Raw genomic sequence first — 15166 nt, 5'->3', positions numbered from 1 at the left:
GCGACAGGAACGACGCATGACCGACCTCGAAACGCTCATCCGGGAGCGGTATCCCTCGGTCGACGTCGGGAAGCTGGACACGCGCGAACAGTACGAACTGGCCGGTGCAGTCCGGAACCAGCATCGCCTCGTGGAGTCGATCCAGGACCGTCTGGTCGACGTCGAAATCGAACGGGACATGCTGTCGACGAAAGTCGACCGTCTCGAGAAGCTCCGTCACGAGACCGCGACCGAACGGGACCGACTCCGCGAGCGGATCGAGGAGTTGACGTCGGACGTTCCCACGGTCGAACCCGACAGGGTCGTTACGGCGTTCGCCAACTCGATCGGCGACTTCGAGGAGCTGGAACGGGCGGGCTATGCGATTTCGAACCTGGAGGTGGATCTCAAGGCCAGCCTCGTCCAGCGGGACGACGGGATGGCGCTACACCTGCCGCGGCTCGCGGAGGAGTACAGCGCCGACTCGCTGAGCACGATCCGGTTCGGGGTTCGGCCGACCCCGCCACAACGGGATCTCGATCTGGTCCGCGTCCCCCGCGTCGTCGGGCGGTCGAACGAGGCTGCCCGGCAGCTCCTCGCGGAGGTTGATCTGTCCGTCGGTCGGGTCGATTCGGAGCCGGGCGATCCGGGCGGGCTGGTCGTCGATCAGTTCCCGAAGCCGGGCGACCTCGCGGAACCAGGGGCAGACGTCGACGTGGTCGTTACCGAGGCGACGACTGTCGACGTTCCTTCCTGTCTCGGTCTACGACTGCCGGAAGCGAGAACCGCGCTTGCGGAGGCTGGGCTGTCGGTCGGGGAAATCGAACGGACCCCCGCCGACGCCCCTGTCGGGACCGTGGTCGAGCAGGACCCGCCGCCCACGGACGACACAGACCGCGGCACTGTCGTCGATCTCGTCCTCGCAGAATCTGTGGAGGAGCGAGAGGCGGAAGAGCGGGAGGAGCGAGAGGCGGAAGAGCGGGAGGAGCGAGAGGCGGAAGAGCGGGAATCGGAAGAGCGGGAAGGAGAACTCGGCGAACGCGGGGAACCGGTTCGGACCGTCCCGGGTATCGGTCCGACCTACGCCGAGCGCCTCCAGCGGGAGGGAATCGAAACCGTTCGGGAGCTCGTCCGGCTCGAACCGACACGCGTCGCTGCGATCACGGATGCGGGGGATGGTCGCGTTCGGCGCTGGTTCGACGAACTCGACGCCGTAAACGAGGATGGGCGTGAAGACGACGGACGTGGAGACGATGGACGTTGAGTACCCGGACGACGGAACGGAACGGACGTACGTGGTCGCCTTCGATCCCGCGAGTTCTCCGGACGACATCCGAGGGACGATCACGGCGATCGTCGGCGAGGAGGGAGCCGTTCTCCTGACCGCCGGCAACGGTATGGTCGTCCGGTCGTCCCGGGACCTCACCGCGTTCCGTGAACGTCCCGCCGTTTTGCACGTCGGTGAAGTCAGTGTGTCGCCCATCGAACCGATCCGCAAGCGTCGGCCCAGACGGGACTGATACTCGCGGGGATGAAGTGGGAGTAGCCTACAGAGAGAGTTCTTCGACGCTGGCGCCGTCGTCCCGCTCGCGGAACACCTGCCCTTCGAAGAGCGTCACCATCGCGTCGTCGTGTTGCCACGCCTTCGGCGGGAGTCCGGCCTTCCGGGCGACGCGGTCGAGATACTCCTCGGCGCTCCAGCCGTGTTTCACTGGCAGCGTCGGGAACAGCCAGCCGTGGTTTTCGCCCCGATCGATGGCTGCCCCGTGGGAACCCAGTTCGATGTCGGCGAGGGGGTCGTCCGTAAGCACAGTCGTGCAGACGACACACACCGACACGCGAAGGTTGTCGAGCTCCTTCGAGCCGACCTCGGAGCCGGCGGAGTCACCCGAAGCCGCCTTGATCGCCGCCTCGACGATTGCGTGACCGAGCTGGTCGCCGGTTTTGTACGCGCCGGCACAGCCGCGGAGGCGGCCGCGTCCCCTGGTGGACTCCAGCCTGACGAACGCACCGGTACGCTGGTAGAACGCCTCGCGCATGCTCCCCGGTTGTTCCCGTTGGCCGTGAAGAACGAACGATTCGACGGCTTCACGCGCCAGTTCGACCGCCCGGGCCCCGTCCTCGTAGGATAGCCGAACGGCCTGCGCCTCTGACATACCCATTCACATGATCGGACACGACTTCAACTTTCCCTTCATTATAGACGGTTGAGATAGAGGGTCCCTACTGTCGGTTAGACGGTTGGTAACCGAACTCTTAATCGCATGTGGGACGTACGTTCCCCTGGCAGAGGGAGCCCGACCCCCGTGGCCGGCGACGCCGGCCATGAGGAAAGTCCCCCCACCGGCCGGACGGGCGACCGGGCGCAAGCCCGGAGTCGGAGACGGCTGGCTCTGGAACAGAAACGACACCCCCCGATCCGACCGATGAGGTGCGTCGACCGCGAACGCGGTCGACGGCGTCCGCGGTCCGCCGTGGACGGGCGAACCGACCCGCGAGGGAAGGGAGTTAACCCACCGAGGGCTGCGGGGCCTCACGTGCTCCGATGCGAGCGGGGTTACCCGCGAGCCGACGATCGGGAACGGATGGAACGGCGAATCCTCGCCGGTGCAAGCCCGCACCACCCGGCGGCCTCGCCGCCGGACAGGTAGTCCGGCCACGGCGCGGGCGCTCAGCCGAATGTCGGGACGAACAGAAGGGGGCTTACTCCCCTCAGCCGCTTTTCATTTCAACCACGAACGTCGAAACGGGACGGCTCAGCCGCCGGATTCGGTGCCGTCGAAAGCGACACCGCAACCGTGATCGCCAGCCCCAGCACCATCAACCCGAGCGCGACGTCCCAGCCACCGTACGTCCGGGCGAACAGCGGTATCTCGCTCCCGAGTAGTGTGACCGTCCGGGCCGGGACGAGGACGTGCGTGACGTAGACGGTCTGCGGCACGAGGATCCCCGCGATCATTCCGGCACCGGTCGTCCGGTCCCAATACAGCGCCGCGAGCACCGGGAGCGTCAGGAGCGCGAACCCGGAGAAAGCGGTGTCGCCAACTTCGATGAGGGTTCCCGGCCGCGTGAGGCTAGCGAAGAACGCCGCGGTCGCGAAGACGGCAACGCCGATCCGGCCGAGCCACGCCTCCCGTCGCTCGCTCACCTCGTGGTCCACCAGCGGCCGGTACACGTCCCGCGTGAAGTACGACGACCCGGACAGCAGCATCGAGTCGGAAGAGGACATCATCGCCGCGATCGCGCCCGCGATCACGAGTGCCGCGAACCACTCCGGGGTGAACTCGTTGAGGACGACCGGGACCACGTTCGCCCCCTCGGGGACCGCAACGCCCAGTCCGGCCGCCCACGTGCCCAGCATGAACGCCGGAACGAACAACAGGAGCACGAGCACCGGCCACAGCGTGAACGACCGCTTGAGGACGCGGTCGCTCTCGGCGACGAAGAACCGCTGGTTGATCTGGGGAAACATGGTGACGCCGAACGCGATCGTCACTGCCGTCGAGATGATAAACTGTGGAGTGTACACCCCCCCGCCCAGCGCGAGGAACTCCGGATGGGAGGCGGCGACGGCGTCGGTCGCCGCCCCCAGGCCGCCGGCCGCAGACAGCACCCACAGCACGGCGATCCACACCATCGACAGCATGAACAGCCCCTGGAGCGTGTCGGTCCAGGCGACGCCGCGGAGTCCCGCCAGGATCACGTACAGGATCATAAACGCGGTGATCAGCGCCGCCCCACCCCAGTACGGTACTGCGCCGTCAGTGAGCCCCACAAGCGCCTCGCCGGCCCCCATCTGCTGGAGCATCACGTACGGGAACAGCCAGAAGAGGCTGACGCCGGCGACGGTCGCTCGCAGGCGCCGGGAGCCGAACCGGTCCCCGAGCATCTCCCCCAGCGTGACGTAGTCGTGGCGTTGCCCGACGAGCCACTGTTTGTAGCCGACGAGATACCACAGGATCGCGAAGATGACGCCGTCCATCACGCCCATCACGAGGATCCACTCCGGCCCGGCCGCGTACGCGAGGTTCGGGCCGCCGAAGAAGGTAAACGCCGAAAGCAGCGTCGCGAACGTGGTAAAAAGCAACACCAGCGTTCCAAGCGACCGCGAGGCGAGGAAGTAGTCCTCGGCGGTCGCCTCCGAGACCCAGTAGGCGAGCAGGCCGATCCCGAGCGCTACGAACAGGTAGCCGACGACGATCGCGAACTGCAGTCCCCCGCCGATCACGGCGTCTCACCGTTCGAGTCCGGATCGATTCCCATCTCGCGATCCCACGCACGCCTGGTGAACGCGTAAAAGACGATCGCCGCAAGCATCATCCAGCCGATGTGCCACCACAGCCAGATCGGCAGTCCCGCGACGACGGTCGCGTTGCCCCACAGGAACCACGGCACCGAAAAGACGACGAGCAGCAGGAACGCGAGGGCCCACAGGACGGTTTCGGTTCGGGGCATCGGTCAGTTGTTAGAACCCGTGGCCGCCCAGGTAGTTGTCCGTTTCCCTTCAGCCGTCGCCCGGTTCGACCGGCGAAATATCAGCGCTGAGACCGCGACGACAGGTATATGCGGCGACCGTTCGTATGATAGCTCCGGTGACACTGCAATCGTGTGGCCCGGCCGATCTGGTCGGGTGTGTCGTGGGAATTCACGCCGCGACAGCCACACAACCATCATCTCACCCACATTCACACCGCCTCGCGCGTCGAGGGGGACACATCCATGAACGACACAGCAAAATATCTCATTCACGCGACCATCGCCGCCGACGGCGTCGTCGAACGCTCGGACGTGGTCGGCGCGGTTTTCGGACAGACCGAGGGGCTACTCGGCGAGGAGCTGGACCTCCGGGAGCTCCAGCAGGCCTCGAAGGTCGGTCGCATCGACGTACAGATCGAATCGGAGAACGGACAGTCGTTCGGCGAGGTGACGATCGCCTCCAGCCTGAACAAGGCGGAGACGGCGATCCTGGCGGCCTCGCTCGAGACGATCACCCGTGTGGGACCGTGCCACGCTCACATCGAAGTGGCGGACATCGAGGACGTCCGCGCGGCAAAGCGCCGGGCGGTCGTCGACCGGGCCAAGGAGCTGCTCGCGGAGGGGTTCGACGAGTCGATCATCTCCAGCGAGGAGATCCTCACCGAGGTCCGCGAGTCCGCTCGGATCGACGACATCGACGAGTACGATGGGCTCCCTGCCGGTCCTCGCGTCTACGACTCCGACGCCGTCATCGTCGTCGAGGGGCGGGCCGACGTCGGGCGGCTGCTCCAGTGTGGCATCAAAAACGCCGTCGCGGTCGAGGGGACAAACGTTCCGGACGCGATCGCCGACCTCACCGAAGAACGGACGGTGACGGCGTTTCTGGACGGCGACCGCGGCGGCGAGCTCATCCTCCAGGAGCTCGCCCAGGTCGGCAACGTCGATTACGTGACGTTCGCGCCGGCGGGCCGCTCCGTCGAGGAGCTCGACCGGACGGAGGTCATGGACGCGCTCCGGGCGAAGGTGCCGTACGCCCAGATCGCCGACGAACCGAACGCCCGGCTCTCGCTACAGGGTGACGGTACGGACCCTCTGTCGGGGTCGCGGGTTCCGACTGACCCGGCGACCCCTGATCGGATCGACGACGGAGATACCGAAGACGAATCGGAGGAGACTGCGACGGACGACCAGCAGGCGGAGACGGGCGAAACCAACGATCGCGACGTCGAATCCACTGTCGACGTCGAACCGAGCGAGGGGTCCGAGCTGGCGGAACCGGAGGTAGCGCAATCCGACGCCGACGGTGTCGACACAGGTGACGGTCCCGGTGGTGACGAGGAACCGAGAGACCGCGGGGAGCCCGACCCCACCGAAGATGCACCCGGCGAGCCCGACGCGGACGCGTCCACAGAGGAGCCTCGAACCCTCCGGAGTCACGTCGAGGAGGTCATCACGGAATCGACGGGACTCGCCCGACTGCTCGATGCGGAGTTCGAACTCCTCGAGGAAATCGACGCCGAGGAGGCGTTCGACGTCGTCGAGCGTCGGGAGGCGGCGCCACACGCGGTGGTCCTCGACGGGGAGGCGACCCAGCGTCTCCTCGACGTGGCGGCCCAGCGTGGCGTCGACCAGCTCGTGGCCCGGTCTGCCGGCGAGTACGTCAAAAAGCCGATCGGGACGCGGGTGTTGACCGCGGATCAACTGCTCGTCGAAGCATAGTCCCTTTTCCGTTTCGTAACGTATATGCCATCCAGACGGCGTACGTTGAAACGCGTGTCCGGGTTGGGGTAGTGGTTATCCTTCAGCCTTGTGGAGGCTGAGACGCGGGTTCGATTCTCGCACCCGGACTTTTCCACGACGACCGCAGGGAGGAGTGGAAACGCCGGAAGGCGAGATTGAACCCGGGAAGAGGCAGCGGTCGAACGACCAACCCGGGCGACGAACTAGTTTCAGCCGGGTGCATACTGGTATATAGTTGGCAGTTCATCTCACACATATGTCGGACCAACAACCATCCGGAATGCTCCAATCGTTGTACACGAACCGGATCGGGACGGCCAGAACGGACGACGAAATCTTCGGCTACTGGCTGTTCGTGATCGGCGTCCTCGCTGGCCTGCTCGGCGTGATCGTCTTCGCCGTCACGGACGCCCAGACGGTCTCACGTGGGATCGGCTACGCGCTGGCGGCACTCGCGCCGCCGCTGATCATGATCGGCGCGGTGATCCGGTTCCCACTGCGACGGACCGCGATGTGGCTCGCTGTCGTCGGTGGGTTGCTCTCGGTGGGCGCGGTGGTCTGGTTCCTGTCGGTGTTCCCCGGCGGGTGGCCCCGGGCGACCGGCCGGATCGACATCATCGGCGTGTACACGGTCGGACTGATCGTCATCGGGCTCGCCGGCACCGTCGTCCCGCTGTGGACCGATCCGGTGTACGACGAACACGCACAGCTCACCGAGACGACCGAACGACAGCGTGCGGAACTCGAGACCTCCTCTGCGCGTGTCGAGGAGTCACAGTCTCGAGTCGACGAACTCGAGGGTGATCTCGCCGCCCGGCAGGAGGAACTCTCGGAACTCGAGGAGGAACTCTCCGAGCGCGAGGCCGAGCTCGCGGCGCTGCACAGTTCGAGTGCACGGTTCGAACTGTTCGAGGACCGGGGCGGGAAACACCGCTGGCGGCTCCGACACCGCAACGGAAACGTGATCGCGGCGGCCGGACAGGGGTACAGCTCCCGCCAGAAGTGCCAGCAGGGAATGCACAGCGTGATGCGGAACGCGCTCGGTGCGGGCGTCCTGCGGCTCGAATCCGAGGCCGTCGAGACGACGACCGAGGACGGCGAGCCGGTTCCCGAAGACGCCGACGAACCCGACCTCGCGGTACCCAGCGTCGACGAGGACCTCGAGAGCGCTGCCACGTTCGAGGTGTTCGAGGACGAGGGCGGCCGGTGGCGCTGGCGGCTCAGACACGAAAACGGCAACATCGTCGCCGACTCGGGCGAGGGGTACGCCTCGAAGTCCAACACACGGCGGGCGATGCGGAACGTCCGCGATCACGTTTCGGCGGCGGATTATCTCGACATCGACCCGGCGGCGTTCGAGGTGTACCGCGACCGGGCCGGCCAGTATCGCTGGCGGCTCCTCCACGAGAACGGGAACATCCTCGGCGACTCCGGCCAGGGATACACCCGCCGCAGTGACGCCCGGAAGGGACTCGAAAGCGTCCGGAAGAACGTTACCGAGGCGCCGATCGTCGACCCGGGGACCGAACCCGAGGAAGAAACCAACACCGACGCCGTCTTCGAGGTGTACGAGGACAAGGGCGGCGAGTGGCGCTGGCGGCTCGTCCACCGGAACGGGAACGTCATCGCAGACTCTGGGGAGGGCTACTCCGCCAGGTCTGGCTGCATCGAGGCCGTCGATCGCGTTCGCGAGTACGCCCGCGAGGCGGACGTCCTCGACGTCGAACGCGCCGCGTTCGAGGTGTACGAGGACAAAGGCGGGGAGTGGCGCTGGCGGCTGCGACACCGGAACGGCAACATCATCGCCGATTCGGGCGAGGGGTACGCCTCCCGATCCGGCTGTATCGAGGCGGTCGAACGCGTGAAGCGACACGCGCCTGGCGCCGGCGACGAGGAAATAGAAACGTAGCGCTGCCCTGCTCTCCGTTCACTTCGACGGGCTTCCGGCGTCGAACGGCCCCGGAATGGCCTCGTCGTCGAAGGCGCTGACCGATCCACCCGACTGGATGACCTCGAAGGCGGTCATCAGGTCGGTCCGGGAGATGAGACCGACGAGAGTCCCGTCCTCGTCAACGACTGGCAGTCTACCGACACCGTTCTCTTGCATGGTTCGCAGGGCAGTCAACGCGTCGTCGTCGGGCTGGATCGTCGCCACGTCGGACGACATGATGTCCTCGATCCGGTACGCGTCGCGCTCGATCTCTTTGATATCGCTCGCATCGTCGAGGGTCACCACCCCGACCAGTTCCCCGCCACGGACGACCGGATAGCCGGTGTGGCGCTCCCGAAACATGCGTTCGAACAGCTCCGCGACGGTTTCGATTTCCGTCACGGTCTTGAGTTCGTTTCTGGGGGTCATCACGTCGCGGACGCAGACGCCTTCGAAGGTGGCTTTGAGTACGGTCTGCTGGGCCTCTCCGGAGGCGGCGATGTAGATGAAGAACGCGAGCAGGATCAAAATCACGTTGAACGCGAACAACCCGAGCAGCCCGAGCACGAACGCGAAGATCTTCCCCACTTCGGCGGCCATCTGGGTCGCCTTCGCGTGCGGGCGGTTGCGTGCCAGAAGCGCCCGGAGTACCCGACCGCCGTCCATCGGGAAGCCGGGGAGCATGTTGAAAACCGCGAGCACGACGTTGAGCAGCGCCAGATAGCCCAGCACGAACGCCACGCCGTCCAGCCCCGACGGCGTCAACAGGAAGCCGACGTACGCGACGACGCCGACGGCGACGCTGACCACCGGCCCGGCGATCGCGATCCAGAACTCGTGTTTCCAGTTTTCGGGGAACTCGGTGAAGCTCGCGAGTCCGCCCAGCAGCCACAGCGTGATCGAGTCGATCTCGTAGCCGTACCGCATCGCGACCAGCGAGTGGCCGAACTCGTGGAGCAGCACGCCGACGAACAATCCGATCGCGGCAACCAGTCCGAGCACCCACTGGGTCATTCCGTTTTCGAGCTGTCCGATGTCGATGTCGGCGGCGAACAGTTCGTTTAACGCCTCGGCAATCAGTCCGATGTCCGCGCCGATGATGTACGCGAAGATCGGGAGAATGATGAGAAACGTCCAGTTGAGTCTGACGGGGATACCGAACGCGCTCCCGATGTGAATACCGCGCATAGTTTGCCTTCGGTCCGATGGGCCTTAAAAGCGTGCTGGCGCCCGGGTTTTTGTTCGTCGGGATCCAGTGATCGAATGTGAACGATACATCCTCTCGAAACGTCGATCCGGTCGTCAAGCGCACAGCAGACGTCACGTACGAGGCGGTCGCCGCCGCCGACGGTCTCGAAAAAGGCGTTCTGATCGACGAGTCCGACGGGGCGCCGAACTTCGCGATCCGGCGGTTCACCCTCGCGCCGGGCGCCGAGGTTCCGAAACACACCAACGAGGTCGAGCACGAACAGTACGTCCTCGCGGGGGAGTACACTGTCGGCATCGGGGAGGGTGACGACGCCGAGGAGTACGTCGTCTCGGCGGGCGACGCGCTGTTGATCCCCGCGGGCACCGTCCACTGGTACCGCAACGACGGCGAGGTGGAGGGTGCGTTCCTGTGTGCGGTGCCGAACGGGGACGACGCGATCGAACTCCTCGAATAAATGGTCTGGACTGTCGACGACGTCCCACCGCAGACCGGTCGTCGGATCGTGATCACGGGCGCGAACAGCGGGATCGGGTTCGAGGCGGCGAAGGTTCTCGTCCGGAAGGGTGCCCGGGTTGTGATGGCCTGCCGGAGCCTGGACCGGGGCGAGGCCGCAGCCAAAGCGGTTCGGGCGTCGATCAGGAACACAGGGGAGACGAACGCAGGCGACGTCGTAGTCCGGCGACTCGATCTCGCCGATCTCGAGTCGGTGACGTCGTTTCCGAAACGGCTGGAGCTCGACGACTACCCGATCGACGTCCTGGTGAACAACGCCGGGATCATGGGAATTCCGAGACGGGAAACCGAGGACGGGTTCGAGCGACAGTTCGGCGTCAACCACCTGGGACACTTCGCGCTCACGGGGACGCTGGTCGACTCGCTCGATGACGACGCACGGGTGGTTACCGTCTCCAGCGGGATGCACGAACGTGGGGAGATCGACTTCGAGGACCTCCACGGGGAGGAGTCGTACGGCAAGTGGGACGCGTACGCACAGTCGAAGCTCGCGAACCTGCTTTTCGCCTACGAGCTCGACCGGCGGGTCGAGGACGCCGAGGTCGACATCACAAGTGTCGGGGTTCACCCGGGATACGCCGACACCAGCCTGCAATCGCGCGGTCCCGAAATGACTGACTCTGCGGTTCGAAAAGTGATGATGCGCGCCGCGAACGCGGTCTTCGCCCAGCCGGCGGCAGACGGCGCGTTGCCGACGCTGTACGCCGCGACCGCCTCCGATGTCCAGGGTGGCGAGTACTACGGCCCCGGTGGATTCTTCACTATGCGCGGGCCGCCAGAGCGACAACGTTCCTCCGAGCGATCGTACGACCGCGAGGCTGCGCGGCGGCTGTGGGAGGTTTCGGCGGAACTGACTGGCGTCGAGTTCGGACTCAGAGAAAATCGACGGTGAGCACGTCCCTGATACACCTCGAACATCGCTAACTTCGGGACGAGGGCTCTCTCGTTTGCGTGCGACTCGACGTAGTCAACGGCCTTCCGTTCGCCAGCTAAATAGTCGGTGAGTACACTGCTGTCGGATACGGCCACGTGGAACAGACCTACCGCTTCATCTCCCATCGCTTCTCCCGGGCTTTCTCGGCGGCATCGGTCCCTTCCCAGAGTCCGGCGCCCGCTTGCACCCGTTCGCAACGGTCCTGGATCAAACGCGAGAGTACGTCGTCGAACGTCTCGTCTTCACCTTTGAGCGCGGCGAGTGTGTCGTGGGTGTCCTCTTTTACAGCTCTCCTTTCGTGCTCGGCGTGTCGCTCCGCCGCTCGTCGATCCGGGTGGCGTCGTCGAGCGCCCGGGCGAGGCACTTGAATAGCGCCTCGATCTCGTGGTGGGCGTTCTCGCCGTCGACGCCGGCGTGGAGAGTGAGGCCGGCGTTCATCGCCAGCGACTCGCCGAAGTGGCGGGCCATGTCGCTCGTGAACCCGCCGACCTGTTCCTGTGAGAACTCGCCCTCGAAGTACCACCGCGGGCGACCCGAGACGTCGACGACGACGCTCGAGACGGCCTCGTCCAGCGGGACCCGCCGGTCGGCGTACCGGACGATGCCGCGCTTGTCGCCCAGCGCCTCCTCGAACGCCTCGCCGAGCGCGATGGCGACGTCCTCGACGGTGTGGTGGTCGTCGATCTCGAGGTCGCCGTCACACCGGACCGTCAGGTCGAACAGCCCGTGTTTCGAAAACGACGCGAGCATGTGATCGAAGAAGCTCACGCCGGTGTCGATCTCGCTTTCGCCGTCGCCGTCGACGACGAGCGTCACCTCCACGTCGGTCTCGGCTGTCTCCCGGGAGACGGCACCGCGTCGCTCGCTCATGCGTATTCGGACGGTCGGGGCTCTTAAAGGGGTTCTCCTCCGTCGGAGTCAACGGGTTCCTGACGGTGCGAAACGGCGGTCCTCCGCTAGGACGGCAGCGGACAGAGGCTCGCCGTGAACACCACGGTCTCGTCGGTGTCGTTTCGCGCGCCGTGATCGACGCCGCGTTCGTGGAGGACGACGCCGGGGGCCGCGACCGTCTCGGTCTCGTCGCCCTGGAGCACGGTGACGGTGCCCGACAGAACGTGGAAGACGTTGGTGCTGTCTGCGTGCTCGTGGGGATCGAGTTCCGCGCCGGGACCCAGCGCGAACGCCTTCACGAGCACGTCGTCAGTGACGACGAGTTCGGCGGTCTCGACCTCGCCCTCCTCGGGATCGAGGTCGTCGAGCGCGGGTTCGTATCTGTCGAGGGACATGGTGTGGTGGTCGTATTTCCGGCTTTATCAGTTGTTGGCAATGTGATCTACTTTATTCAGTCTGACCGACCTGGACACTGCGGAATCCTTGCCAGTCATTATTCGTTTGTCAGTGCTCCGACTTCGGCTTTTCTATCTGTTTCTTGACGTTCGTTTCATCTGGAGTGACGGGCTTCACTCGAAGCTCTCCGAAGCCGTACTTCGAGTGGTTCCCGACGCGGGTGAGTCCGGACATCGCGGTCTCCACCGGACGGTCGCCATCGTAGCCAACGACCACGCCGTGATCGACGGTCTCCAACTCGTATACGTCGCCGCCCTCGATGACCTTCTCCAGGCGGTGGCGCAGCTGCGCTTCGTCGTCTACGCTCCACCACCACGGCACGTCCACGTTGTTCGCCTTGGGGTACTCCGACCGGAGGACGAACGGCGTCACGAGTTCGAGGATGAACGCCTCGCCGTCTTCGAGACGCGAGTAGTCCACTGCCTCCAGGTCAACGACCTGCGTGTCTTTCAGCGTGGTCGTCCCGTAGCCGTAGTTCCGTTTGCCTCCGAACTGGAGGCCGTCAAGCACGTCCTCGCCGAGGGGCAGAACGTCCGGGTCATCGGCGTGCAAGTAGGCGTTCACGTACCAACGCGTGGTCTGCTGCTGTTTCCGAGCGTCGTCGGGCCGGCCCATGATCGTCTCGTGAGCCAGCGCGGGCATCCCGCTCTGGAATCGGATGTCGTGGGCGTTCAGCCCGTCGCGGGGTCGGGTATCGAGCAGCCACGGATGGTCTGGGTGCCGGAAGAGGAACAGGTCGTCGTATCTCTCCACGTCGGGGAGCGACGACCCCATGTACGGGCGAATCCCGCTCTGCGAGTGTTCCTCGGGGAACGTCCCGAACTGCCCCGGCACGAACATCCCGTGGCTGGCGTTGATGTGCTGGTGGACATCGTGCTCCAGTTGCATCCCGAGCGCGTGGTAAATCGCGTTCCCCGAGACGTAGTACGGATGCCCGAGGTAGTCCATGTCGAGTTCCCAATGAACCTGCTGGATGCGGGTCATGCGTTCTCCCTCCGGGTTTCGAGATCCTCGATGTACTGGAGTGCGGTACTCCAACTCCAGATCCGACGGAGGTTCGCATCGAGAACCATGTCGTGCTTGTCGTGATTAACGTCGAGCGGGTGCGCGGTGAGGCGCTTCCACGCCGACGCCCACGACTGCCACGGGCGGCTTCCAAAGCGCGCCCACGGTTGCGCGTCCGCGTCCTCGTCGATTCGAAGCGCGAAGCGGTCGCCCGCGTAGACCGTCCGGTGGGGCACGATCTCCTCGGCATCGTCCACGACCAGGAGGAGATCGGGGAACTCGTGACCGGCGCGGTAGTTGTCCAAGAGCGACGCTACGAGCAGCGTGTGGTACTTCAAGCTCGTGTACGGGTAGTAGATACTCTCGTTGAACCCGCTCGCTACGTCCGACGTGAGCCATGCCCGATGCATCGCCTCGGGGTCGGAGCCCGTCAGCAGGTCGTTGATGGCCTCAGAGAGGCGCGGGCGTGAGAACTCCTCGGGGTCGTAGTGAGAGTCGCCCGTCAGCAGCGAGAGCCGGTAGTGCGTTTCGTGGTTGTCTACCGTCTGTTCGGGCTTCCCGTTAGGCCGTGAGAGCGCCGACGCGTCGCCGTCCGCGCCGTGCGGGACGGTCTGGTTGACGGGGACGCCGTGGAAGGTGTCCGGCGCGTAGTTGTGCGTCTCGCCGTTCAGCTTGTGGGCGTCGTGGCGGTAGGCTGCGACCATCACGTCTTGGCCGCCGTCGCCCTGGAAGTCGCTGAGGGTGACGTTCTCGGGCATCTACGGCCCCTCCTCGATGCGCTCTTCCAGCGCCTCCACGAATGCCGGGCGATACTCTTCGGCCCACTGGTCGTCTTTCTCGTCCATCTTGTTCGTGTTGCCCTTCCCGCGGTCGAAGACGCGCTTCAGTTCGCGTTCCTCGTAGAGCGGATTGATGAGGTGGCAATCGACGATCCCCGCGCCGAAGTTCCGCGCGCCACCGAGCTGGTGCATGAAGTCCGTCTTGTGCCCATCGAGGAAGTCGATCCCCTCGGCGAGCAGGCCGATGAACTCGGGCTTCGTCTCCCGGAAGGAGAGGTGCCAGCAACCGTCAAGATTGGCGACGGCGTCCACTTCGGCGTTCCGCAGCGGTTCGCGGTTGTCCTCCCGATTGCGGGAGACGATGTTCCGGTTGAGCCGGCGGTAGTGGCCTTCGGCCTGTCCGCGCGTGTAGTCCACGCTGGAGCGGACGGGGTTGAACTTGATCGGGCGACGCATCACCTTTCCCGGCTGGTTGCCGAAGCCGCCGAAGAGGTCGAAAACCACGCAGCCGTGGTCTTCTTTCGGGTCATCGACGCACGCGCCCTTCTCGTGGTAGCCGTCATCGAGGTCGCGCTCGTAGACATCTTCCTTCATGAAATTCGCGTTGGCCTCGCCGGGATGGCAGGCAGTACCGTCGTTCTCGGAGACGACGCGCTCCATTCCGTGGCGGAGCCAGCCCGAGAGTGGAAAGGCGGGGATGATGCCGCCGATTTGGTTCTGCGGATCGTCGTCCTCGTAGTTGCCGTTCGAGGCGTGGTGTCTGTCGGTCATGATGCTGTCACCGACCACCAGCAGGTCAGTCTGAATCCGCACGAATACGTCGTGGTCGATGTCTTCAATCATGGTGAGCCAGTTTTGTGACCTGATCACGTTTAAAGGTCAGCGAGTATCGGGTGCGTTCCTCGGCGCGTCGAGAGAGGTGTAAACGACGCCACCCATGTGCTGCTGGCGGATCAGGTCGTTCATTCCCACAACCGTCCCGGTAATCATCAGTAATCCTCTCGCAGGAGTGTTCTAACTTCTCCAGTTGTGTCTTCGCGTTGGCTTCAAGCGGCTCCCTGCAGTGCGGTTCACTGTCATGGTACAGCAGCAGGTTATCCCGCTGCTTCATATCGTCTGACAGCTTCAGTCCGATGTCTTCATCTGGTTTTAGGGTTGAGTTCTTCATGCTTCGTGTGCTCCACGAAGCGCGAGGTCGGTGCCTTCAACACCGGTCTCATTTTCAGCCATCCCGCGCTTCTCAGCTACATCTC

Annotated in this window: 17 protein-coding genes, 1 tRNA gene and 1 other RNA gene; 8 read left to right on the top strand and 11 right to left on the bottom strand. The window is 65.0% G+C overall.

What is annotated here, in order from left to right; genetic code table 11:
- Positions 1–16: 16 nt before the first annotated feature.
- Together AArcCO_RS15715 and AArcCO_RS15710 are read left to right on the top strand one after the other, a co-directional pair.
- Positions 17–1243, top strand: coding sequence for a PASTA domain-containing protein (locus AArcCO_RS15715; RefSeq protein ID WP_259534427.1), 1227 nt, complete (start codon positions 17–19; stop codon positions 1241–1243).
- Positions 1233–1499, top strand: coding sequence for a hypothetical protein (locus AArcCO_RS15710; protein ID WP_259534426.1), 267 nt, complete (start codon positions 1233–1235; stop codon positions 1497–1499). Before AArcCO_RS15715 ends, AArcCO_RS15710 begins: the two co-directional genes overlap by 11 nt.
- A gap of 27 nt (positions 1500–1526) precedes the next feature.
- On the opposite strand, the gene AArcCO_RS15705 is transcribed toward AArcCO_RS15710, so the two are convergent.
- Positions 1527–2135 carry a TIGR00296 family protein gene (locus tag AArcCO_RS15705; RefSeq protein ID WP_259534425.1) on the bottom strand — a complete coding sequence of 203 codons (609 nt, stop codon included), beginning with the start codon at positions 2133–2135 and terminating at the stop codon, positions 1527–1529.
- A gap of 129 nt (positions 2136–2264) precedes the next feature.
- Here AArcCO_RS15705 and rnpB point away from each other — a divergent pair.
- Positions 2265–2697: RNase P RNA component (gene rnpB, locus AArcCO_RS15700), an RNA gene on the top strand.
- 10 nt (positions 2698–2707) lie between these two features.
- Here rnpB and AArcCO_RS15695 read toward each other — a convergent pair.
- Both AArcCO_RS15695 and AArcCO_RS15690 read right to left on the bottom strand, forming a co-directional pair.
- Positions 2708–4204 carry a sodium:solute symporter family protein gene (locus AArcCO_RS15695; RefSeq protein WP_259536477.1) on the bottom strand — a complete coding sequence of 499 codons (1497 nt, stop codon included), beginning with the start codon at positions 4202–4204 and terminating at the stop codon, positions 2708–2710.
- A complete protein-coding gene (locus AArcCO_RS15690) occupies positions 4204–4434 on the bottom strand; it encodes a DUF3311 domain-containing protein (RefSeq protein ID WP_259534424.1) in 231 nt (76 codons plus the stop codon). The genes AArcCO_RS15695 and AArcCO_RS15690 overlap by 1 nt, the downstream gene beginning before the upstream one ends.
- 264 nt (positions 4435–4698) lie before the next feature.
- Here AArcCO_RS15690 and dnaG point away from each other — a divergent pair, with 264 nt between their 5' ends.
- From dnaG to AArcCO_RS15675, 3 genes are all read left to right on the top strand, one after another.
- Complete coding sequence (gene dnaG, locus AArcCO_RS15685; RefSeq protein WP_259534423.1) at positions 4699–6174, top strand: DNA primase DnaG; 1476 nt, start codon at positions 4699–4701, stop codon at positions 6172–6174.
- A 57-nt stretch (positions 6175–6231) separates the two neighbouring features.
- A tRNA-His gene (locus AArcCO_RS15680) sits at positions 6232–6303 on the top strand.
- 148 nt (positions 6304–6451) lie between these two features.
- Positions 6452–8104, top strand: coding sequence for a YegP family protein (locus tag AArcCO_RS15675; RefSeq protein ID WP_259534422.1), 1653 nt, complete (start codon positions 6452–6454; stop codon positions 8102–8104).
- An 18-nt stretch (positions 8105–8122) separates the two neighbouring features.
- Here AArcCO_RS15675 and AArcCO_RS15670 read toward each other — a convergent pair whose 3' ends face one another.
- The gene (locus tag AArcCO_RS15670) at positions 8123–9313 is read right to left on the bottom strand and encodes a CBS domain-containing protein (protein ID WP_259534421.1); all 1191 of its coding nucleotides are present in this window, start codon (positions 9311–9313) and stop codon (positions 8123–8125) included.
- A gap of 77 nt (positions 9314–9390) precedes the next feature.
- On the opposite strand from AArcCO_RS15670, the gene AArcCO_RS15665 reads away from it, so the two are divergent.
- Together AArcCO_RS15665 and AArcCO_RS15660 are read left to right on the top strand one after the other, a co-directional pair.
- On the top strand, positions 9391–9789 hold the full coding sequence (locus tag AArcCO_RS15665; RefSeq protein ID WP_259534420.1) for a cupin domain-containing protein: 399 nt from the start codon (positions 9391–9393) through the stop codon (positions 9787–9789).
- Entirely contained in the window at positions 9790–10740 is a 951-nt protein-coding gene (locus AArcCO_RS15660; RefSeq protein ID WP_259534419.1) for an oxidoreductase, read from the top strand.
- Between the two features lie 148 nt (positions 10741–10888).
- On the opposite strand, the gene AArcCO_RS15655 is transcribed toward AArcCO_RS15660, so the two are convergent.
- The 7 genes from AArcCO_RS15655 to AArcCO_RS15625 form a co-directional block, all read right to left on the bottom strand.
- Positions 10889–11146, bottom strand: a complete 258-nt coding sequence (locus tag AArcCO_RS15655; RefSeq protein WP_310561383.1) for an antitoxin VapB family protein — start codon at positions 11144–11146, stop codon at positions 10889–10891.
- Positions 11065–11652 (bottom strand): imidazoleglycerol-phosphate dehydratase HisB, encoded by a 588-nt coding sequence (gene hisB / locus AArcCO_RS15650; protein WP_259534418.1) that lies wholly within the window; start codon positions 11650–11652, stop codon positions 11065–11067. Before hisB ends, AArcCO_RS15655 begins: the two co-directional genes overlap by 82 nt.
- Before the next feature lie 86 nt (positions 11653–11738).
- Complete coding sequence (locus AArcCO_RS15645) at positions 11739–12068, bottom strand: cupin domain-containing protein (RefSeq protein WP_259534417.1); 330 nt, start codon at positions 12066–12068, stop codon at positions 11739–11741.
- A gap of 109 nt (positions 12069–12177) precedes the next feature.
- Positions 12178–13113: a hypothetical protein gene (locus AArcCO_RS15640; RefSeq protein ID WP_259534416.1), complete on the bottom strand. Its 936-nt coding sequence runs from the start codon at positions 13111–13113 to the stop codon at positions 12178–12180.
- Positions 13110–13892 (bottom strand): DUF8168 family protein, encoded by a 783-nt coding sequence (locus AArcCO_RS15635; RefSeq protein WP_259534415.1) that lies wholly within the window; start codon positions 13890–13892, stop codon positions 13110–13112. The genes AArcCO_RS15640 and AArcCO_RS15635 overlap by 4 nt, the downstream gene beginning before the upstream one ends.
- Entirely contained in the window at positions 13893–14756 is an 864-nt protein-coding gene (locus AArcCO_RS15630; protein WP_259534414.1) for a hypothetical protein, read from the bottom strand.
- Entirely contained in the window at positions 14749–15081 is a 333-nt protein-coding gene (locus AArcCO_RS15625; protein WP_259534413.1) for a hypothetical protein, read from the bottom strand. The genes AArcCO_RS15630 and AArcCO_RS15625 overlap by 8 nt, the downstream gene beginning before the upstream one ends.
- Positions 15082–15166: the final 85 nt, after the last annotated feature.

Origin of the sequence: Halalkaliarchaeum sp. AArc-CO (genome assembly GCF_024972735.1) — an archaeon.
Taxonomy (GTDB): Archaea; Halobacteriota; Halobacteria; order Halobacteriales; family Haloferacaceae; genus Halalkaliarchaeum.
This window is presented reverse-complemented; position numbering and strand designations above follow the sequence as displayed.

Bases quoted from the DNA above. Each gene is read 5' to 3' on its own strand.
- AArcCO_RS15715 (WP_259534427.1), top strand. From the start codon at position 17: ATGACCGACCTCGAAACGCTCATCCGGGAGCGGTATCCCTCGGTCGAC.
- AArcCO_RS15710 (WP_259534426.1), top strand. From the start codon at position 1,233: ATGGACGTTGAGTACCCGGACGACGGAACGGAACGGACGTACGTGGTC.
- AArcCO_RS15705 (WP_259534425.1), bottom strand. From the start codon at position 2,135: ATGTCAGAGGCGCAGGCCGTTCGGCTATCCTACGAGGACGGGGCCCGG.
- AArcCO_RS15690 (WP_259534424.1), bottom strand. From the start codon at position 4,434: ATGCCCCGAACCGAAACCGTCCTGTGGGCCCTCGCGTTCCTGCTGCTC.
- dnaG (WP_259534423.1), top strand. From the start codon at position 4,699: ATGAACGACACAGCAAAATATCTCATTCACGCGACCATCGCCGCCGAC.
- AArcCO_RS15675 (WP_259534422.1), top strand. From the start codon at position 6,452: ATGTCGGACCAACAACCATCCGGAATGCTCCAATCGTTGTACACGAAC.
- AArcCO_RS15670 (WP_259534421.1), bottom strand. From the start codon at position 9,313: ATGCGCGGTATTCACATCGGGAGCGCGTTCGGTATCCCCGTCAGACTC.
- AArcCO_RS15660 (WP_259534419.1), top strand. From the start codon at position 9,790: ATGGTCTGGACTGTCGACGACGTCCCACCGCAGACCGGTCGTCGGATC.
- hisB (WP_259534418.1), bottom strand. From the start codon at position 11,652: ATGAGCGAGCGACGCGGTGCCGTCTCCCGGGAGACAGCCGAGACCGAC.
- AArcCO_RS15645 (WP_259534417.1), bottom strand. From the start codon at position 12,068: ATGTCCCTCGACAGATACGAACCCGCGCTCGACGACCTCGATCCCGAG.
- AArcCO_RS15640 (WP_259534416.1), bottom strand. From the start codon at position 13,113: ATGACCCGCATCCAGCAGGTTCATTGGGAACTCGACATGGACTACCTC.
- AArcCO_RS15635 (WP_259534415.1), bottom strand. From the start codon at position 13,892: ATGCCCGAGAACGTCACCCTCAGCGACTTCCAGGGCGACGGCGGCCAA.
- AArcCO_RS15630 (WP_259534414.1), bottom strand. From the start codon at position 14,756: ATGATTGAAGACATCGACCACGACGTATTCGTGCGGATTCAGACTGAC.
- AArcCO_RS15625 (WP_259534413.1), bottom strand. From the start codon at position 15,081: ATGAAGAACTCAACCCTAAAACCAGATGAAGACATCGGACTGAAGCTG.